21 protein-coding genes are annotated in these 19,797 nt (G+C 32.6%); 5 read left to right on the top strand and 16 right to left on the bottom strand.

What is annotated here, in order from left to right:
* Window positions 1-150: 150 nt before the first annotated feature.
* Window positions 151-1,338 carry an L-aspartate--L-methionine ligase LdmS gene (locus HMPREF2864_RS10695; protein ID WP_176744206.1) on the bottom strand — a complete coding sequence of 396 codons (1,188 nt, stop codon included), beginning with the start codon at window positions 1,336-1,338 and terminating at the stop codon, window positions 151-153.
* A gap of 2 nt (window positions 1,339-1,340) precedes the next feature.
* Window positions 1,341-2,525: a M20 family metallopeptidase gene (locus HMPREF2864_RS10690; RefSeq protein WP_037543581.1), complete on the bottom strand. Its 1,185-nt coding sequence runs from the start codon at window positions 2,523-2,525 to the stop codon at window positions 1,341-1,343.
* A 254-nt stretch (window positions 2,526-2,779) separates the two neighbouring features.
* On the opposite strand from HMPREF2864_RS10690, the gene HMPREF2864_RS10685 reads away from it, so the two are divergent.
* Complete coding sequence (locus HMPREF2864_RS10685; RefSeq protein WP_002461265.1) at window positions 2,780-3,250, top strand: S-ribosylhomocysteine lyase; 471 nt, start codon at window positions 2,780-2,782, stop codon at window positions 3,248-3,250.
* Between the two features lie 404 nt (window positions 3,251-3,654).
* Here the strand turns inward: HMPREF2864_RS10685 and HMPREF2864_RS11970 are convergent, their stop codons facing one another.
* From HMPREF2864_RS11970 to deoC, 7 genes are all read right to left on the bottom strand, one after another.
* Window positions 3,655-3,816: a FeoB-associated Cys-rich membrane protein gene (locus HMPREF2864_RS11970; protein ID WP_002478945.1), complete on the bottom strand. Its 162-nt coding sequence runs from the start codon at window positions 3,814-3,816 to the stop codon at window positions 3,655-3,657.
* An 11-nt stretch (window positions 3,817-3,827) separates the two neighbouring features.
* Entirely contained in the window at window positions 3,828-5,822 is a 1,995-nt protein-coding gene (gene feoB, locus HMPREF2864_RS10680; RefSeq protein ID WP_070544687.1) for a ferrous iron transport protein B, read from the bottom strand.
* Between the two features lie 9 nt (window positions 5,823-5,831).
* Window positions 5,832-6,059 (bottom strand): FeoA family protein, encoded by a 228-nt coding sequence (locus tag HMPREF2864_RS10675; protein WP_037540521.1) that lies wholly within the window; start codon window positions 6,057-6,059, stop codon window positions 5,832-5,834.
* A 618-nt stretch (window positions 6,060-6,677) separates the two neighbouring features.
* A complete protein-coding gene (locus tag HMPREF2864_RS10670) occupies window positions 6,678-7,028 on the bottom strand; it encodes a DoxX family protein (RefSeq protein WP_002461269.1) in 351 nt (116 codons plus the stop codon).
* Entirely contained in the window at window positions 7,028-8,215 is a 1,188-nt protein-coding gene (gene deoB / locus HMPREF2864_RS10665) for a phosphopentomutase (protein WP_070544686.1), read from the bottom strand. Before deoB ends, HMPREF2864_RS10670 begins: the two co-directional genes overlap by 1 nt.
* Before the next feature lie 10 nt (window positions 8,216-8,225).
* Complete coding sequence (locus HMPREF2864_RS10660; RefSeq protein ID WP_037543584.1) at window positions 8,226-9,527, bottom strand: pyrimidine-nucleoside phosphorylase; 1,302 nt, start codon at window positions 9,525-9,527, stop codon at window positions 8,226-8,228.
* A 60-nt stretch (window positions 9,528-9,587) separates the two neighbouring features.
* On the bottom strand, window positions 9,588-10,250 hold the full coding sequence (gene deoC, locus HMPREF2864_RS10655; RefSeq protein ID WP_070544685.1) for a deoxyribose-phosphate aldolase: 663 nt from the start codon (window positions 10,248-10,250) through the stop codon (window positions 9,588-9,590).
* 178 nt (window positions 10,251-10,428) lie between these two features.
* On the opposite strand from deoC, the gene deoD reads away from it, so the two are divergent.
* Window positions 10,429-11,139 (top strand): purine-nucleoside phosphorylase, encoded by a 711-nt coding sequence (gene deoD / locus HMPREF2864_RS10650; protein WP_002461274.1) that lies wholly within the window; start codon window positions 10,429-10,431, stop codon window positions 11,137-11,139.
* Between the two features lie 77 nt (window positions 11,140-11,216).
* Here the strand turns inward: deoD and HMPREF2864_RS10645 are convergent, their stop codons facing one another.
* The 6 genes from HMPREF2864_RS10645 to HMPREF2864_RS10620 form a co-directional block, all read right to left on the bottom strand.
* Entirely contained in the window at window positions 11,217-11,663 is a 447-nt protein-coding gene (locus HMPREF2864_RS10645; protein WP_002478940.1) for a Dps family protein, read from the bottom strand.
* Window positions 11,664-11,863: 200 nt separating this feature from the next.
* Window positions 11,864-12,274 (bottom strand): thiol-disulfide oxidoreductase DCC family protein, encoded by a 411-nt coding sequence (locus HMPREF2864_RS10640; protein ID WP_002461279.1) that lies wholly within the window; start codon window positions 12,272-12,274, stop codon window positions 11,864-11,866.
* 250 nt (window positions 12,275-12,524) lie between these two features.
* Entirely contained in the window at window positions 12,525-13,901 is a 1,377-nt protein-coding gene (locus tag HMPREF2864_RS10635; protein WP_070544683.1) for an EVE domain-containing protein, read from the bottom strand.
* 249 nt (window positions 13,902-14,150) lie between these two features.
* Window positions 14,151-14,384, bottom strand: a complete 234-nt coding sequence (locus HMPREF2864_RS10630; protein ID WP_070544682.1) for a hypothetical protein — start codon at window positions 14,382-14,384, stop codon at window positions 14,151-14,153.
* A 39-nt stretch (window positions 14,385-14,423) separates the two neighbouring features.
* Window positions 14,424-15,362, bottom strand: coding sequence for a type I phosphomannose isomerase catalytic subunit (locus HMPREF2864_RS10625; protein WP_002478936.1), 939 nt, complete (start codon window positions 15,360-15,362; stop codon window positions 14,424-14,426).
* Window positions 15,363-15,647: 285 nt separating this feature from the next.
* Window positions 15,648-16,307, bottom strand: coding sequence for an SDR family oxidoreductase (locus tag HMPREF2864_RS10620; protein WP_070544680.1), 660 nt, complete (start codon window positions 16,305-16,307; stop codon window positions 15,648-15,650).
* 154 nt (window positions 16,308-16,461) lie between these two features.
* Here HMPREF2864_RS10620 and HMPREF2864_RS10615 point away from each other — a divergent pair, with 154 nt between their 5' ends.
* Window positions 16,462-16,785 carry an ArsR/SmtB family transcription factor gene (locus HMPREF2864_RS10615; RefSeq protein WP_002461285.1) on the top strand — a complete coding sequence of 108 codons (324 nt, stop codon included), beginning with the start codon at window positions 16,462-16,464 and terminating at the stop codon, window positions 16,783-16,785.
* Window positions 16,778-17,746 (top strand): CDF family zinc efflux transporter CzrB, encoded by a 969-nt coding sequence (gene czrB / locus HMPREF2864_RS10610; protein WP_070544679.1) that lies wholly within the window; start codon window positions 16,778-16,780, stop codon window positions 17,744-17,746. The genes HMPREF2864_RS10615 and czrB overlap by 8 nt, the downstream gene beginning before the upstream one ends.
* A 52-nt stretch (window positions 17,747-17,798) precedes the next feature.
* Here the strand turns inward: czrB and HMPREF2864_RS10605 are convergent, their stop codons facing one another.
* Window positions 17,799-18,530 (bottom strand): metallophosphoesterase family protein, encoded by a 732-nt coding sequence (locus HMPREF2864_RS10605; RefSeq protein WP_002478934.1) that lies wholly within the window; start codon window positions 18,528-18,530, stop codon window positions 17,799-17,801.
* 132 nt (window positions 18,531-18,662) lie between these two features.
* Between HMPREF2864_RS10605 and HMPREF2864_RS10600 the strand changes: the two genes are divergently transcribed.
* Window positions 18,663-19,736, top strand: a complete 1,074-nt coding sequence (locus HMPREF2864_RS10600; RefSeq protein ID WP_002461288.1) for a hypothetical protein — start codon at window positions 18,663-18,665, stop codon at window positions 19,734-19,736.
* The last annotated feature ends 61 nt before the right edge of the window (window positions 19,737-19,797 follow it).

The following is a 19,797-nucleotide window of genomic DNA, read 5'->3' as shown; positions in this document are numbered from 1 at the left end:
ATAGTTGACTGGACTGAACATACGCTTATACTAGGCCTTTTCCAATCCTGGTCAACCTTGCCGGTACATGACTATAAATTCATAATGAATGCTGTCCCGCTCCCTAACTATTAAATTAAAACAAATGTCTGATTGTACAGTATTTATTATTTATAAATCTAACTCCTCATAAAATGCTTTAATATAATGATCTATTTCTGTTTTGCTATTCCCATGCCAAATACAGCCAAATCTAGAATTAACTTTATTTTTACCATACCAATTACCATCATAATAAGATAGTGGGTACAATACGCCTTTTTTTACAAATTTTAATATAGTATTAAAAAAGTGTTCATTATCACCTTTAGCTACATAGCTATAAAACTTTTGATAATTTGGATGTAGCTCATCTTCTAATAGCAACATACTCGTAGAGCCATTTTGTCTAAAATTCAAATCAATCGCAAAGACATCTCCATGTTGATCTAATAATAAATCAAACCCTGCCACTCCAAAGAATCCTTGTTTTACACCTATTTCCATAATTTCGTAACCGGCGTTTATCACTTGCTGAGGTATATCATGGACATTCTCGTTACCAGCATAAAAGCCATATTTATTTGTAAGTTGCTGTGCGGTTCCTAAATACTGGATACCTAGCTCTGAAGAATAAGAGAACTGAACACAATAATTGTGAACCTCTTCGATTTTTTGTTCAATAATCAAATGTGATGTAGCTGCTTCTGCTTCAAAAATACGTGTCATTGCTTTTTGCAAATCATTTTGATGATAACAAATCATAACACCATATCCTCCTGCAGTTGGCAAATCATCTCCAGGTTTAATAACAAAAGGAAATGTCCAATCTTGAACTCGCGCTTTAAAATCTTTGATTGATACAATTTCTCTGGTAGGCAAGTAATGATGATTCGTCCATTCAGGAATGCGCGCTTTATTATTTAATGCGACAAATGTATCCTTATTTAAAGCGTAATAAGAAGATTCAAGTACATCTTCTCCATGTATATATTGAAAATAAATCTTTTTCCCTTCTTGATAAGCGAGATGTTGAATAAGCGATTCATAAGATTGCTGATCATGAAATTTATAAATTGAGGTCGGTATCGTTTTTCCTATAGTATTAAAAAGTGCTTCCAATTTATCGGTAACACTGGATTCGTGTACGATTACAGGTAATTGATTGGCTATCAATAACTCTCTACCGGTCAAAAAATTCGATTGATGTTCTTCTGGTTCTAACCATGGATTAGAAACATAAGAGGGCCTTGATGAGTAAACAACATTGTCTGCGTATAAATCACTGAGTGTAAGTGGTTGATTTTGCTTATTTTTCACCATTATTTGTTATTCCCCTTTATATGAGAATGCTGTTCGACTATAGCCTCAAACAGCGGTTGATTTTCAATTAACTCTAGACCCATCAATGCAATAATTTTTGCACCTCGAACAACCGCTTGATCTCCATGTACACTTGCAGCAGCTTCTCTAAAACGATGTGTATGACCAACTAAGTTTCTTGAGCCTATTTTGATATGTGGATGTATCGTAGGAACGACATGACTCACATTGCCAGTATCCGTAGATCCATATCCAAAATCGTCATGGCTGACTGCTTCACCTATTTCAATGGCATACTTTTCAAATAATGCATCTAATCTAGGTGTTTTAATAAATTCATTTACGCCATTTTGAATAGGCCCAAATTCATAATCGCAACCCGTTTGAATTGAAGCACCACGTGCAATTTGTTTCACGCGTTCTGTTAATACATCTAATTCTTTGCGTGTTGTTGCGCGTGTATAAAAACGTGCATGAGTAAAATCTGGAATGATATTTGCTGCTTTACCACCATCTAAAATCACACCATGTACTCTTTGATCTTTCTTAATATGTTGTCTGAGTTGTGCCACGCCATTAAAATAAGAAATCATAGCATCTAAAGCATTGAGCGCTTCATCTGCATTTTCAGAAGCATGTGCACTTTTTCCGTAAAATTTAATATCCAAAACATCTACTGCTAATGTATTGATGGTTGGATATGTTTCGTTGCCAGGGTGAATCATCAATGCTATATCAATATCATCAATCACGCCGGCTTTAACATATGATGCTTTTGCACTTCCATTCTCTCCACCTTCTTCTGCTGGACAGCCTAAAACGACTACTTTACCACCAATTGAATCAATCGTTTGCTTTAATGCCGATCCAGCCAATACACTTGCAGTACCTATAATATTGTGGCCGCATGCATGTCCTAACCCAGGTAAAGCATCATATTCGGCTAAATAACCAATCGTTGGACCTTCACGTTCTGAATCATAAGTGGCTATAAATCCCGTTGCATGACCTGCGATATCTGTCTCTATCTCAAATCCTTGTTCAGCTAGTTTCTCTATAAGTATTCGAGACGCAAAAATTTCTTCATTTCCTAACTCCGGACGTTCATGTATTCTATGACTGATTTCTATATAATCGTATTTATTATTTTCGATATAATCCAAAATTTTTTGTTTACTGTTCATTATTACAACTATCTCCCTTACGTAACCCAAATAATCGAACAACATCTTTTACCCAATATGTTTTTTAATTAATCATTACTTATTTTATCGGAATAATACTTGATTGTCATTATATTTACAAAATTTTCTAACAATAATGTTCTATACCCGCCTCAACGGCATATGATGCATTAGGTCAAAATTGTCATTATACAGTCGTCTTGTTACAATCAATATATTAGATAAGTTTTAAAAGTAATTTAGGAGGATGTCAAATGGCAAAAATGAATGTAGAAAGTTTTAACTTAGATCATACAAAAGTTGTCGCGCCTTTTGTGAGATTAGCAGGTACAATGGAAGGCTTAAACGGTGATGTAATCAAAAAATATGATATCCGCTTCAAACAACCAAATAAAGAACATATGGAAATGCCTGGTTTACACTCACTTGAACATTTAATGGCAGAAAACATTAGAAACCATACTGACAAAGTTGTAGACTTAAGTCCAATGGGTTGTCAAACCGGCTTCTATGTATCCTTTATTAATCATGACGATTATAATGATGTTTTAAATATTATTGAAAAAACATTAAATGACGTATTACAAGCTAACGAAGTTCCAGCTTGCAATGAAGTACAATGTGGATGGGCTGCAAGTCATTCATTAGAGGGTGCAAAAGAAATCGCTAAAGCGTTCTTAAACAAACGCAATCAATGGCATGATGTTTTCGGTGAAGCTAAATAATTAGTTACAATATCCTGGATGATAAATCTCAAAATTCGCTCTAGGGAGCGGGACAGAATTCAAAAATGATTTTTGTCCCGACCCCTAGAGTTTTTTATATCACGTATTAATATTTCTAAGTGCAGTACTCTATCTTATTCCAATGGATAGTAACCGATATTTTATTTTCGAATATTTCTTAATTGGATACTCGCGATTCAACTTATCCTAACCCTACTTAAAGTTTTGCTCTCAAAACGATGTATATGCATGTGAACTGGCATTTTATTAGCAGAAGAAAGTAACTCATAATGAATAGAAACATAACTAATCTCAGTATGTTTCATACAACAAAAAAGCTTCTCTATTTGAATTCGTTCATTCAAAAATAGAAAAGCTTTTACTTTTATTTTAAAATTTGATTCTTAAGGCTTTAAATGTTTCTTATGTGACGTTGTATCACAATGACAATTAGATTTGCAACTTCCGCATTGCCCTTCTTTACTACGTTTAAAAAATTTTACTAATGTTAAAACCGTATAAAAGATGATAACTACGATAATCAAGATGTTTATAAATATATACATAAAAATCGTCCTTATATAAAAAGATTACTTATTTGATAAAATGCCAATGTTAAAAGATATGCTGTAACTATTGGGTAAAATAATGCAATGAGTGTCCATTTCCATGAACATGTTTCTTTTCTTATTGTAGCTACTGTCGAAATACATGGAACATATAATAGTATAAATATCATAAAAGCATAGGCTGATAAGGATGTGAATTGATGTTGAATTACGTTAACAAGCCCATTCTCATTTGAGGAATAAAGTATCGCCATTGAACTGATTATGACTTCTTTCGCTAAAAATCCTGGTATCAAAGTGGCACCTGCTTGCCACGTACCAAATCCCAAAGGTGAAAGTATAGGAGCTATTGCTTCTCCTATTATATGCATAAAGCTTTGATAAATTTTTACATCAAATCCATTAGGTCCTGTATATGTTAATGCCCATATGATTACTGAGCCAGCAAATATAAATGTCCCTGCTTTTTTTACAAAGCCTTTTGCCTTTTCCCAAGTGCTACGCCATAAAGTTCTAATAGAAGGTACACGATAAGTTGGTAGCTCAACAATAAATACTGAACTATCGTTTTTCAAAATAAATCGATTCATAATAGTACTAACTATTAAAGCAACTAAAATCCCAAGCAAGTATAAACTTAAAACTATGAGAGATTGATAAGTTTTAAAGAATACTCCCACAAACAATGCATATATTGGCAAACGTGCTGAACAAGACATGAAGGGAGCTATTAAAATTGTTATCAGCCGTTCTTTTTCATTTTCAATACTACGTGCAGCCATAATGCTTGGTACATTACAGCCAAATCCAATAATCATAGGAATAAATGACTTACCACTTAGCCCTATTGATTCCATTGTCTTATCCATTAAAACAGCTATTCTTGCCATATAACCCGAATCTTCAAGCAAAGAAATAAAGAAGAATAATACCACGATCTGAGGAACAAACACAAGAACTGAGCCGACACCTGCAATAATACCGTCTGTGATTAAATCTTGTAGAAATGGCAACAAGTGTAAGTATTGCATCATCATCTTTACCCAGTCGGTAAATTGCCCACCAATGAAATCATCCATTTTGTCGGATAAAGGTGTACCTACCCAAGTAAATGTGATTTGAAAAATGAGCCATATAATGCCTAAAAATATGGGTATCCCTAAATACTTATTCATCAATATTTTATCTAACTTAGCAGTAAAAAATTGCTTTTCTTCTTTAGGATATTCGACAACATTTTTTAAGATATCATCTATAAATTTATCTCTAATCAATTCCATACGTTCACGTACACGCATATTCAAATTTTTTTCTAATTCTTTTTTTATTGGTTCTAAACAATTAATCATTTCAGAACCTATTTCCTGATAAATTTGATTATTATCAAGTAAATATTGTATCGCTATAAAACGTATTCGTTCTTTAGGATATTCTGTCTCTTTTAAGATAATTGAACTTATTTTTTCAATAGCATCTTCTATATCATAACCATAGTTAATTTTAAATTGTTGTCTTTTATCAGGTTTTAAAAATTTCAATTCATGTAAAAGTTCATTAGTCCCTTTAGCTTTTCTCGCTACAATCGGAAAAACAGGTACTTTTAATTTTTTCATTAAAGTATCATATCTGACTTTAAGACCATGTTGCACTGCTACGTCAATCATGTTTAAACCAATAATTAAAGGTGCATTAAGTTCTAACAATTGAATAGTAAGGTTCAAATTTCTTTTTATTTGGCTAGTATCAATGATATTAATCATACCTGTAAAAGAAGATTCCATTAAAAAATCTGTTACTACAGTCTCATCTTTAGAAACTGGAGATAAATCATAAATGCCAGGTAAATCAATAAGCTGTCCTATGTTTTCTTTTAATTTACCTACCTTTTTTTCAACAGTTACACCACTCCAGTTACCTACGTATTCATAAGACCCTGTTAATGCATTAAACAATGACGTCTTTCCTACATTTGGATTTCCTAAAATACAAAAACTTTCGCCCATATATATAACCTACTCCTCTAATGTAATGTTTCTGGCGTCAGATTGTCTAATGCACAAAAATTGACCATTTACTTCAATAATACTTGGTCCATTAAATAAGCATTTTCGTTTAATACATACTTCACTGCCTTTTTTTATACCTAATGCACTTAATCGATATAACATATTTTTATTACATATACTTATACTTTTAACTTTGTAATTTTTATTTTTTATCCCAGTCTTTAAATTCAACAAAATACTCACACTTTCTAAATATTAATTAATAATCATTATCATTAAGAAAATTATATGACTAATTTTTATTAAAAACAATATCTACAAAAAACTATTTGTGTCGATTTATAGAACTGCTATAAATTTTAAATTCTTCTTAATTACGATCATTTTCTATCAACGATATCGTTTAAACTTACAGTACAGATGAGAGAGGTTATATTATGAAGGAACAAGACTTAAGAGTAACAAAAACTAAAAAAGCGTTATCGATGCGTTTTATCAATTATTGGAGAAGCGACGATTTGAATCCATCCCTGTAAATGAACTCTTTGACAATGTAATGGTTCATCGTACAACTTTTATAAATACTTTATGGTAAGTAGGATTTGTTAGTTTATCTATTCAAATTACTAACTAAAGATTACTTTCAACAGATTTTAAAAAATGCTTGAATAATCCTTTTCAAACAATTGAAGCTACATTTTCAAATAAAGAAAAATTAGAGAAAATAGATAAAGCACAAAGATGATATACAATTTCAAATCATCTTTGTGCTATTATTTTGGGATTTATGTCACAGCCTGTGTTACTAGTGTTAGATAAATCTATATCTTAAATTCGTATTATAATTCTTTCTTATAACTTTTTAATTAAACCTATTAATACAAATTGTAAAGGCAATCTCAAGTATAGTGCCCACTTAGGCACTTCTTTATCGCCTAAAGGTAATTCTTTACGTGCCATATAAATATTTGCTGGTAATACTGCTAATAAAAATAAATTCATACCTTTTTTCAACCATTCTGCTGGTCTTTTAATTAATAGCATCATACCAAAAAAGATTTCAAAAACTCCTGTAACAAGTACAGCAGTTTTTCGTAATGGTAAGTAATGTGGCACAATATTTCTAAACTGACGTTCATTTGTAAAATGTAAGACTCCTGCTGTGCCAAATGCTAAACCAAGCAAATATCTAAATAATTTCATTAATGTTCCACTCCCATTTCTTTTAAATAGCTTTTACCGAATTTTGGTAGTTCTACGTTGAAATTATCTGCTATTGTAGCACCAATTGAACTAAATGTCTCGTCACTTGATAATTCATGACCATGATTGATTTTAGGACTATACATTAATACTGGAATATACTCTCGCGTATGATCTGTCCCAGGTGCAATCGGGTCATTACCATGGTCAGCAGTAATGATGACTAAATCATCTTCATCCAAGTTTGCAATCAATTCAGGTAAACGATTATCAAAATCTTTGATTGCTTGTGCATAACCTTCTTTATCACGTCGGTGACCATATAAAGCATCAAAATCAACTAAATTTAAAAAGCTCATGCCATTAAATGCTTTTTGAGTAACATTTATCAATTGATCCATTCCGTCCATATTACTTTTAGTGCGAATCGCCTCTGTAACACCTTCCCCATCAAAAATGTCATTAATCTTTCCAATAGCGATAACATCGTAACCATTGTCTTTTAATTCATTCATAACCGTGTGTCCAAAAGGTTTCAATGCATAATCATGACGATTTGATGTTCTTGTAAAGTCACCTGGTTCTCCTACATATGGTCGGGCAATAACACGTCCAATTAAATATTTTGGATCCTTTGTTATCTCTCTTACCTTTTCACAAATATCATATAATTCTTCAAGCGGTATAATATCTTCATGTGCAGCAATTTGTAATACTGGGTCAGCACTTGTATAAACGATTAAATCACCCGTCTTCATTTGATGTTCACCAAGTTCATCAATGATTGCCGTACCAGAAGCAGGTTTATTCGCTACCACTTTACGTCCTGTCATCTCTTCAATTTGTTTAATCAATTCTTCTGGAAAACCATTAGGATAAACTTTAAATGGTTGCATGATATTCAAGCCCATCATTTCCCAATGTCCTGTCATAGTATCTTTACCGACAGATGCTTCACTTAACTTCGTATAAAAAGCCTCAGGATGATCTACTTTATGCACTACAGGCAAGTCAGTAATATTACCTAAGCCAAGTCGTTCTAAATTAGGTAATGATTCCTTAAATCCCTCTAATGTATGTTTAAGCGTGTGTGCACCTTCATCATTAAAGGCTGCTGCATCTGGTGCTTCTCCAATGCCTACTGAATCCATTACAATAAGATGTATACGTTTAAAAGGCGTTATCATTTTAACACTCCTACTCAGTAATAATTTTATGAATTAATGTTGGTTTATGACCTGTATCTTGAATGGCTATACTATCATAAAGTTTAGCCTTTACATCAAATATATCTGGCTGATTACTATAAATCGTTAATAATGGTTCACCCTCTTTGACAGTGTCTCCAACTTTTTTGTTTAATACTATACCGACTCCTAAATCGATTGTATCTTCTTTCGTCTGACGACCAGCACCTAACATCATTGATGCAATACCAATATCATTGGCAATCATCTCAGTTATTGTTCCTGTTTTCTGTGCTGGCAATTCTATTTTATATTGCGCTTGTGGTAATAATTCCGGGTGATCTACGATATGTGGATTGCCACCTTGGTTAGCAATAAACTGCTTGAATTTCGCTAATGCTGTTCCATCTTGAATTGCTTGTTTTAATTTTCGTCGTGCTTCTTCTAATGTCTCAGCTTGCTGGCCTAAAACTACCATTTGAGAACCAAGCGTCAACACGAGTTCTGTTAAATCTTCAGGTCCGTGTCCATTCAATGTTTCAATAGCTTCTCGCAATTCTAAAGCATTACCAATTGCGTTGCCTAACGGTTGACTCATATCTGAAATGATAGCCATCGTCTTTCTGCCAACATGATTGCCGATGGATACCATGGCATGCGCAAGTTGTTCAGCATCTTCTAATGTTTTCATAAATGCACCGCTACCTGTTTTAACATCAAGCACAATTGCATCTGCACCTGCAGCAATTTTTTTACTCATTATCGAAGACGCGATTAATGGAATAGAGTTTACTGTCCCTGTCACATCTCTCAAAGCATATAGCTTTTTGTCTGCCGGTGTTAAGTTACCCGTTTGTCCAATTACAGCAACTCGATCTTCGTTGACCAATTTAATAAACTCATCTTCACTGATCTCAACATGAAACCCTTCAACTGATTCTAATTTATCAATTGTGCCGCCAGTATGACCTAAGCCACGCCCACTCATTTTTGCAACTGGCACACCAACTGCAGCCACAAGAGGTGCTAAAACAAGCGTTGTTGTATCGCCTACGCCACCTGTAGAATGTTTGTCAACTTTTACCCCATTAATTTGGGATAAATCAATCACATCACCAGAATGTACCATTGCTAGCGTTAACGCTGCACGTTCTTGTTCTGTCATATCTTGAAAAAAAATAGCCATTGCTAAACTTGCAGCTTGATAATCTGGAATATCTCCCTTTGTATAGCCCTCAATAAAAAAGTTAATCTCATCCGTTGTTAATTCTTTCCCATCGCGTTTCTTTTCTATAATATCGACCATTCTCATAGCCATATCCCCTTTCAATAAGCGACTAGTTTGCTTTTTTATGATAATGCGATTTTGGCATTAGTAATCGGTGTTAGCCTCAAGACCTTCTATTATTTCAACACCCGCACTCGCTCCAATTCGAGTTGCACCAGCTTCAATCATTTTTTTGAAATCAGCTAAGTTTCGTACCCCACCTGAAGCTTTAACTTGTAACTCATTACCAACCGTTTGCTTCATCAAAGCCACATCCTCTGCGGTTGCACCACCACCAGCAAAACCAGTAGATGTTTTAACAAAATCAGCACAAGCAGCTCGCGCAATCTCACAAGCTTTGACCTTTTCATCATCAGTTAATAATATTGTTTCAATGATAACTTTAACTAAAATCCCATTAGCTGCACCAACAACACCTTCAATATCTTTTTTCACATCATCATAACGCCCATCTTTTAATGCGCCAATATTGATAACCATGTCAATTTCAGAAGCACCATTTTTTATTGCATCTTCTGTTTCAAATGTTTTTGTTGCTGTAGTACTCGCACCTAATGGAAAGCCAACCACGGTACATACTAATACATCTGAATCTCGTAATTGTTCTGCCGCATACTTCACTTGAGTTGGATTTACACAAACTGATTTAAAGTGATATGTTTTAGCCTCTTTGATTAACTTATCAATTTGTGCCTTTGTTGATTCTGGTTTTAATAAGGTATGATCTATATATTTTGCATAATCCATTAAAACGCCCTCCTATAAATTGTTGTTTAATATTTGCGCCTACGATAAAGTTTTCGTAGCATGGTTTAAACTTTAAAAATAGGCATTTTGTCCTTCCCTTCTATAGTACAAAAATTCGCAAAAAAGTTAAACAAATGTTATCTTTATGTTAAGAATGAAAGTCGAGGAGAGATAACAAATGTCTAAAGGTACACCACATATTCAACCTAAAGAACATAAAATCGCCAAAACAGTACTTATGCCTGGCGATCCATTAAGAGCAAAATACATAGCCGAAAACTTCTTAGATAATGTAGTGCAATTTAATGAAGTAAGAAATATGTTTGGATATACAGGTACTTATAAAGGTAAAGAAATTTCTGTTATGGGATCTGGTATGGGGATTCCAAGTATAGGTATATATTCATATGAGTTGTATCATTTCTTCAATGTAGATACGATTATTCGTATTGGGTCTTGTGGCGCACTACAAGAAAATGTCAATTTATATGACATTATCATTGCACAAGCCGCTTCAACAAATTCTAATTATGTAGACCAATATCAAATTCCTGGTCACTTCGCACCAATTGCTGATTTTGACTTAATCACTAAAGCTAAACAGAAAGCAGACGAACTTGGTGCAGTTTCGCACGTTGGTAATATCTTATCGTCTGATACATTTTACAATGCGAACCCACACTTCAATGATCAATGGAAAAGAATGGGTATTTTAGGTATCGAAATGGAGTCAGCAGCTTTATACCTTAATGCAACTTATGCTGGTAAAAAAGCTTTAGGTATTTTTACAGTAAGCGACCATATTATCAAACAAGAAGAAACAACTGCGGAAGAAAGACAAAATTCATTTACACAAATGATGGAAGTCGCATTAGAAATTGCAGAATAAAAAAAGCCTTGATATTGTAATTACACTAGTAAAATCACATGTGTAATACAGTATCAAGGTTTATTATATGGTTAAAATTATTTACTTAAATAAGATTTAAACATCCAGTTATGTTTATCTACTGAAGTTTGCATGCCGATAAACATATCTTCTGATACGTCATCTTCAGCTTCTCCAGCCACTTGAATAGCTTGTTCAAGTTGTTGTGAAATATTTGTTAAATCTTTAGAAAATGCTTCGACCATTTCTTCTGCAGAATAATTTAAACCTGCTTCTTCAACAATCGACATATCTAAACATTCTTTTAACGTTCCTACAGGATGACCGCCTACCGCTAAAATACGTTCAGCTAAATCATCAACATATTGACTTGCTTCATTATATAATTCTTCAAATTTAACATGCAATGAAAAGAAATTTGGTCCTTTAACATACCAGTGGAAATTGTGTAATTTAGTATAAGCCACCGTCCAGTTTGCAACTTGTTGATTTAATTCTTTTACTACATCTTGTTGATTTGCCATATTATTCATCGCTCCTTTTAACTTATATCATCGTAATGATGTTATCATTATATTATAATAATTCTAATCTGTAAAGCAAAATAACACTCTTATTTATAATTATTATAAATAAATTGAAGATTTATTCATATACCTAACCTTTGAATAAGCTTATTTTCAGCTATATGTTATTCTTATTATCCCTTAATTGAAAATCATTTTCAATTAATCAATTTTATATGTTGATTATCATCTAGGAAAAACGACTTTTCATAAGATGTTGGTCGATGCCATTTTGTTTTCCACATTTTATCTCTATTATTCGCAAAAAGATGATAGCCACAATCTCTAAGTGGTTTTGGAACTAATTTTAGTAATATGCCTAACCATTTAAACGTTGTTAATGATGTAATTAACGTCGCTATTGCAGTCGAATGATACTCAAGATGATGGCCTTCTTGCAGAATAACACTATTTTGATGCTGTGCTTCTGGATGTTGTTTGAATAAATGTTGCCCTATCTCACCTTGAAGCGTAGCAAATTGATATTTTTTAGATAAACCATGTCGTATTAACCATATTGCGTAATTATAGCAATATACACAGTTTCCATCATAATAAATAATTGGCATAAATTCACATCCTTACTTTTATTATTACTATTTCCTCTTCGGTTGCAAGCTAAACAACTTAAAACACATTTAAGAAACAGGCAAAATCAATTATTGCAGTTTAAGAGCCACACTACTTTGTCATAGTGTGGCTCCATTTATTTCAATATTTTGTATTGTAAGGCTTATTCCATAAAGGAATAGCTTTATCTTATTTTTACTGTCACTACTTAAAATATTTTCAAAAGGTTATATCATGAACAAGACTACTTTATTTATCTTGTTTTACTTTAACAATGCGTGTATATTTTAAAAATTGAGCTGAATATTTCTCTTTAATTACATCAATATCATCATAAGTAATACCAATAATATGCCAATTAGGATTAAAATGATTAAATGAATCTTTCTGGCGTGACCATATAATCATTTGTCCATCTTTATTATATCGTGGCAATGTCACTTCATAGCCTTCCAACACATTGATATACGTTTGAAAAATATCTGGATCAACACGGTTAAAATTATCAATGACTAAATAACTTTTATCGTTTTTAGGCATTAAATGTGTAATAAATCCTTCACGATAATATAATGCACCTGCTTCATTTGGTAAGTATTTACCATACAACATTTCTTCAGAAAAATCAGGGTGTCCAGTTGTTATGACTGGATTAGCATTGGTCTTATCTAATAATTCATTTGCTGCTTTTAATCCCTCGTCATGTTGCCCTACAACAAGTAAGATAAATGGTTTAAGCGTTTCATCTTTAGTTTGTTCGCTATGTACAGGTTGATTAATTGTCTCAAATGGCTTATTTACACCATCATTTTTGCTCATATCAATAATGGCATCATATTGAGTTTGAGACATACTAGCAATTGCCTGTTTCGCATTTTCTTGTAAAAAGTATAAATTCTTTAACTTTGGATGTTTATTTAATTGGCTTAATGTCACTGGTGTTATATTTTTATCATAGCGCACTTCGATTGCGGTGCTATTCGTTCTACCAGGTATGGGTGGCTTTTCATGAATATGCTTAGTCACTTCTCCAATACCAATGACAGCTTGATTTTTATTTCTATTATAAAATACTAGGTTGTCACCAACCTCTAATTGATTATAAAAATGGTAACCATTTCGTTTAATACCATTATAGGTATGTGTATATATTGTATAAATTTCCCCAGGTTCAAACGCTTCTGACTCAGCTAAAAAGAAATAGCGTGGTAATTTTTCTTGGCCTTGTCCTAAGGCGACAATAAGAGCAAATTCCTCTTTAGTTAGTTGATTAAATAAAGTTTCTTTCATATTATTCATTCTATAATCTAATGCTTCACTGCGTTTTAAAAAGTCAATCGTTAATGGTTTTAGTAGCTCATCAAATCGAAAAGTGACTCGAATTTTATTTTGAGCTCCTGTTTGAACGCTAGTGATTTTACCTAATCCTAATAAACCAGTATCTGTTTGAACTTGGTAAAATATCACCTTGTCGCCAATTTCTGCTTTTTTAAATGCTCTAAAACCTTGAGAAGGATTAAATTGAGCTCCTGATTCAAATAATGTCGTTTGTCCAATTAATGGTTCATTATGATTCCATCTTGTATAGCCACAATTTAGCCAAAAGTAATTTACTGCTTCAGTCATTATGAAACTCCTAACCCTAATTATTCATTGTGAGAAAAAATAACTTTCTCTTATGATTTCTTTTCATTTTATCATACTTCAAGTAAAAATCTTGTGTAATTTCATAAAAATTAGCAATTAGATATAACATAAAATTCAATACCATATTTTAAAAAAGAGAAAATCACTAGCCTATATGCTTATGACTTTCTCTTATAATATTTTCTAATTAGATGTAGTATTCATCATCTAATTGCTATTTGTTTCCTATTATTGCTGAACACCCACAATACTTGCTAGAAGCGGCATTAAGTTTATCATTACACCCCCTAATGATAATAATCCACTTGTTTTATGATCTTTTAATGTTAATATTGCACTGATGACAGCCATCAACGCAATAAACTGAGGAATATGTCGCGTAGGATAATGTGGCACATTAAAAAAGATACCTGCACCAGCAATAACACCACAAACTAATGAAATGTATAAAAATTGCTTCAAATTTATACCTCCCAATATTCAAGAAACAGACTAATTTCTTTATAGATAGCTAATAATCAATGTGAAATCCCCTTCAAATACACTATCTAAATCTTCTGAAGTCAATATAAAATGGCTTCCTTTTTGAATTCTATAAATTTCTCCATCAGTAATCATCTGGCCCTCACCGTCAAGTACCGATACTAGACAAAATTCTCTCGGCTTCATGTAGTTTAAAGTACCTGAAATTTCCCATTTTACCATTGTAAAGAAATCACTGGATACAATATGTGAACATTTATGATTCTCTATAATTTCACTTTCAGGCACTAATTTCGGTACTTCAATTCCGTATTCTATAACATCCAAGGCCCTATTTATATTAAGAAAAGGCGTTGTTTGATTAGGACGATGACGTTTAAAATCATATATTCTATACGATATATCTGAATTTTGCATCGTTTCATAGGCTAGCACGCCAGCGCTAATTGAGTGTAATGTACCTGCAGGAATAAAATAGAATTCACCAGCTTGCACAGGAACACGTTTTAATATACTTTCCACTTGTTGTTCTTCTATGGCCTGTGCCATTTCTGCTCGTGATTGTGCCGTCGTACCTAAGACAATCTCAGCCTGTTCAGCTGCTTCTATAATATATAAACATTCAGATTTACCATATTGTCCATTTTCATGTTCATATGCATATGAATCTCCCGGGTGCACATGAATAGATAACGGGGCCGTTGCATCAACTATTTTACATAATAATGGGAATTCTTTACTGGGAAAATCACCAAATAATTCTCGATGCTCTGTCCATACTTGGTCTAATGTTTGACCAGCATATTGTCCATTTAAGATTTTACTTTTACCATTTGAGTGAGCTGAGATACACCAACATTCACCTATTGGTTTGTCTGGTAGGTGATAACCGAATGATTCGAGTTTATCACCACCCCAAATCTTTTCGTGAAATATTGGCTCTAAAAATAGTGGCATCATAGCCCCCCTCTTCAAAATTTATGTCTATTATAAAAGCTAATTTAGCCATTTAAAGTTCAAATTTATTATCGTTACTTAAGTTTATAATAACATAGCTAACTTAACACTAGTGATTGTATCACATTTGACAGTAATTGCGTTATTTACAATATTGCAAGCGCTTTACTTTTTCATGCAAAATACAATATAAATGCAAAATGTAATCATGCTTTTATAAAAAAAGAAGCTGGTATCATGAGTGAATATATGACCAGCTTCTTATTATTTGATTTAACTTGTTAATTATTTCTGTCTATAGCTAGCTAACGCTTCTGTAATCGATTTATCACCTGCAATAATTTGAAATTCTTGATTCATATATTGATTACTTGTCGATACTTCGTTAAGCACGCGCGCAACATCTTCTCTAGGAATAGCATTTTTACCTTCAAAATATAAACCTGCATCAATCTGTCCTGTGCCAGCATCATTGGTCAACACACCAGGATGGACGATTGTATAGTTTAGACCTGATGCTCTTAAGTAATAATCTGCATAATGCTTAGCTATGGTATATGGCTTTAAATCACCCGAAGCATCGAATGCTTGACGACGTGAATCATATGTTGAGACCATTACATAATGATTTATTTTTGCTTCTTTACTAGCAATCATTGTTTTTATTGCACCGTCTAAGTCGACAATAATGGTTTTATCTGCTCCTGTACTACCACCACTACCTACTGAGAAAATGATAGTATCAAATTGTTTAAACGTTTGTATTAACGTATCAATATCATCTTTTTCAACATCAATTTGTATTGCTTGAATTCCTTCATCTTGTAATTTAGAAACTTGTTCTTCTTTTCGAACACCGGCTGTAAAATCTTCATTTTGTGCTTTAAATTGTTTAACTAGTTGACTACCAACGCCACCGTTTGCACCAATTAATAAAATAGCCATAATAACGTCCTCCTTTTGAAATGCTAATTTGTATTTTACCACTTACATTTAACTGGCAAACATTAACTTTCTTGAATGAGTTGACCAAACAATGAGAAAAAGTTATATTAATATATGAACATATATTAATAAATATAGAAAGGATATGACTCATATGCCATCACATCGTTCTGATTTCGATACGCTTACTCGTGTAACCCAAATTTTTAAAGCATTAAGTGATATAAATCGTATTCGAATTATGGAATTACTTCAAGAAGGTGAAGCAAGTGTTGGCCATATTTCACATACGCTAAATATGAGCCAATCTAATGTTTCTCATCAATTAAAATTGTTGAAGCAAACTCACCTTGTTAAGGCCAAGCGTGCTGGTCAATCTATGATTTATTCTCTTGATGACCAACATGTCGCTACGTTGTTAAAACAAGCCATTCATCATGCAAATCATCCAAAAGAAGGTGGATCTTATCATGACTAATCACACACATCAACATCATCATGACCATGTCCACGGTCATGTACACACAAATAACAAAAAAGTATTACTTATTTCGTTTTTAATCATTGGCTCATTTATGTTGATTGAAATTATCGGAGGTTATCTCGCTAATAGCTTAGCTTTGCTCTCAGATGGAATCCATATGTTCAGTGATACCATCTCACTAGGCATAGCACTTATTGCTTTTATCTATGCAGAAAAAAATGCTACAACTTCAAAAACCTTTGGCTATAAACGTTTTGAAGTGTTAGCGGCATTATTTAATGGTGTAACTCTATTTATTATAAGTGCACTCATTATTATAGAAGCAATTAAACGTTTCTTCGCACCACCAGAAGTACAGTCAACTGAAATGTTTGTTATCAGTGTAATGGGATTACTTGTTAATATCATAGTCGCAGCAATTATGTTTAAAAGTGGTGATACGCATCATAATTTAAATATGCGTGGTGCCTTTATTCATGTGCTTGGTGATTTACTGGGCTCATTAGGTGCTATCGTTGCTGCTATCCTAATATGGTTATTTGATTTTACACTGGCTGATCCTATAGCAAGTATTATTGTTTCACTATTAATTTTAAAAAGTGCTTTCGGCATTACCAAATCATCGCTTAATATCTTGATGGAAGGAACACCAACAGATGTTGATTTAGAAGCAATAATTCAAACTATTACACAACATGGTCAAGTTCAAAATGTTCACGATTATCATGTTTGGACGATTTCAAATGATATGAATGCATTGAGCTGCCATGCCGTAGTAAGTGAAGCCCTTACTGTAGAGCAATGTGAATTACTACTCGAACGTATCGAACATGACTTATCACATTTAAATGTTCATCACATGACCATACAGTTAGAAACACCTAAACATAAACATGACACGTCCACATTATGTACAGGACTTCATCATTCACATGCTCACGTACACCAGCATTAAATTGAAAAGCTATCGTATCCTTTCTTTACTAGGAACTACGATAGCTTTATTTTTAAAGAAATTTATCAAATATTAATTGTTTTGCTGGAACATGCTTTTCACTAAATCCTAAAAGAAATTCTTCATTATCATAAGGTAATTTGATTCTTTCCACCGAGAATTCACTATCAGTAATTGTCAGAATGCCATATACGGCATAAGCACCATTATTAAGACCAACAGAGCCTGGATTAAAGTACAGTTTTTTCTTATCATCAAATAAATGTAACGTATGATTATGTCCAAAAACAATTACATCAGCATCTTTATCTTGGAAAAGCGTTGACATATTTTGTGCACTTGGTTCAACTATAGGACTAAAAGGTTGTCCATCGATTGTAGTATTTAATTTACTATTATCAATTTCATAATGAATAAATAGCATTTTTTTACCACAGATGGTTTGTTCAATAAATCGTGGAAGCTGATTTAATACCTCATGATACTCTTCGTCAAGATGACTTTCAATCCACTGATGATGTTCATAAAATTTATCTTTTAAGTCTTCCGGATAAGGTGTGCCATTAACTATTGACATCACCGCTTCATCATGATTGCCTGCAATCATCTCCATGTCTTCACGTTCAAAGATGCTGTCTAATACTTTGTTTGTCTCGTGACCAATTCCAATATTGTCACCTAAGTTTATAATTTTATCAACATCTTCTCTACGATCAATATCATCCAAAACAGTTTCTAGCGCATCATAATTTCCATGCACATCGGTTATAATTGCAATTTTCATGATGATATCTCCTTTCATTAGTTCATTTATTAGCATATTCTAACACTTAATGTCATAATATGTTAGATATTCATTTAAAATTTTTTCGAATTTTGATATTGTATTTATATTAACGTAAAGGAGTGCTTCATTTTGTTTAAATTTCATAAATTAGCAATCAAAAATACAAAGTCACATTGGTTGTTAACATTTGTTTTTGCAATGATCAATGTGTTAATTCTCTTTGTGCTTTGTCAATTTCTTCCAAAACTATATCTAAGTAAAGTTAGTAATGACATGCAAGAGACTTTGATACAAAAAGGTAATGTTGATCCTCAACAATTACAGGAGCAATTACAGACGATTAATATCATTGTTTTGGTTGTTATAGCGATTATATTCCTTCTTGTTGGATATCAACTACTAGCTGGTTCTATTAATGTCATATCAAAATCTATTAAAAAGCAAAAATTTGGCTTTTCAGATTTACTTGTTTCATTTAAAGGTGGCAAATACATTTCTAGTATTTTACTCGGTATCATCAGTTTAATACTATATATCGCTTTAACTTGGATACATGCATTTCTTTTAAAATATCTCTTCAAAATTGTTGGAGAATTAATTAAACCTTTAGAAATTCAGAGTCAAAATACGTTATTGATTATTCAAATTGTAACATTTGTTTTTGTTTCATTTATTATTTCAATTCTATTGTGGATTGTATTAATACCTATGATAAACAGTACTGTACAATTTACTCAAGACCGTAATAAAACAGCTATTGCCTCATTAGAAGACGGTTTTAAAGGAATTGCGAATGGACAAAAAACGTGGTTTAAATTTTTTGTAGGTGTGTTATTGATTAACTTAATCGCACTCATCATATCACTTATATCATCGTTGGATATCTATTTATTACAAAATATGTCACAAACACTGGCTTATAACATTCATATTGCTATAATCATACTAGTGGCAATTATCACTATTATAATACATTACTTAAATACTTTAGGTGTTGTTCAATACTTTATTCGCAACGGAGAACCAGTCAATGTGTCTCAAGTTAAAAAGGATAAAAAAAGTAGCAAAAAGAACAAATCCGAATCATTAAATTCACAAGATGATAATGATTTAGCTTCTAATAATACAACATCTACAGAAACACACACGACTAAACCAACTGACGAACAAATACACACATCGATTGATGAACGTCAAAAATAAAATACAGGCTGGGACATAAATCCCTAAAAAAACAGCAGTAAGATCATTTTCAATTAGAAAA

This window comes from Staphylococcus sp. HMSC059F04, assembly GCF_001812565.1.
GTDB lineage: Bacteria > Bacillota > Bacilli > Staphylococcales > Staphylococcaceae > Staphylococcus > Staphylococcus lugdunensis.
This window is presented reverse-complemented; position numbering and strand designations above follow the sequence as displayed.

Coding starts and splice junctions, on each gene's coding strand:
- HMPREF2864_RS10635 (WP_070544683.1), bottom strand. CDS start 13,901: ATGACTGAAGCAGTAAATTACTTTTGGCTAAATTGTGGCTATACAAGA.
- HMPREF2864_RS10640 (WP_002461279.1), bottom strand. CDS start 12,274: ATGCCAATTATTTATTATGATGGAAACTGTGTATATTGCTATAATTAC.
- HMPREF2864_RS10670 (WP_002461269.1), bottom strand. CDS start 7,028: ATGAAATTATTTAGATATTTGCTTGGTTTAGCATTTGGCACAGCAGGA.
- HMPREF2864_RS10625 (WP_002478936.1), bottom strand. CDS start 15,362: ATGCCACTATTTTTAGAGCCAATATTTCACGAAAAGATTTGGGGTGGT.
- HMPREF2864_RS10605 (WP_002478934.1), bottom strand. CDS start 18,530: ATGAAAATTGCAATTATAACCGATGTGCATGGAAATTATGATGCGCTA.
- HMPREF2864_RS11970 (WP_002478945.1), bottom strand. CDS start 3,816: ATGTATATATTTATAAACATCTTGATTATCGTAGTTATCATCTTTTAT.
- HMPREF2864_RS10690 (WP_037543581.1), bottom strand. CDS start 2,525: ATGAACAGTAAACAAAAAATTTTGGATTATATCGAAAATAATAAATAC.
- HMPREF2864_RS10645 (WP_002478940.1), bottom strand. CDS start 11,663: ATGGCAAATCAACAAGATGTAGTAAAAGAATTAAATCAACAAGTTGCA.
- czrB (WP_070544679.1), top strand. CDS start 16,778: ATGACTAATCACACACATCAACATCATCATGACCATGTCCACGGTCAT.
- HMPREF2864_RS10685 (WP_002461265.1), top strand. CDS start 2,780: ATGGCAAAAATGAATGTAGAAAGTTTTAACTTAGATCATACAAAAGTT.
- deoB (WP_070544686.1), bottom strand. CDS start 8,215: ATGATAACGCCTTTTAAACGTATACATCTTATTGTAATGGATTCAGTA.
- HMPREF2864_RS10615 (WP_002461285.1), top strand. CDS start 16,462: ATGCCATCACATCGTTCTGATTTCGATACGCTTACTCGTGTAACCCAA.
- feoB (WP_070544687.1), bottom strand. CDS start 5,822: ATGGGCGAAAGTTTTTGTATTTTAGGAAATCCAAATGTAGGAAAGACG.
- deoC (WP_070544685.1), bottom strand. CDS start 10,250: ATGGATTATGCAAAATATATAGATCATACCTTATTAAAACCAGAATCA.
- deoD (WP_002461274.1), top strand. CDS start 10,429: ATGTCTAAAGGTACACCACATATTCAACCTAAAGAACATAAAATCGCC.
- HMPREF2864_RS10620 (WP_070544680.1), bottom strand. CDS start 16,307: ATGGCTATTTTATTAATTGGTGCAAACGGTGGCGTTGGTAGTCAACTA.
- HMPREF2864_RS10660 (WP_037543584.1), bottom strand. CDS start 9,527: ATGAGAATGGTCGATATTATAGAAAAGAAACGCGATGGGAAAGAATTA.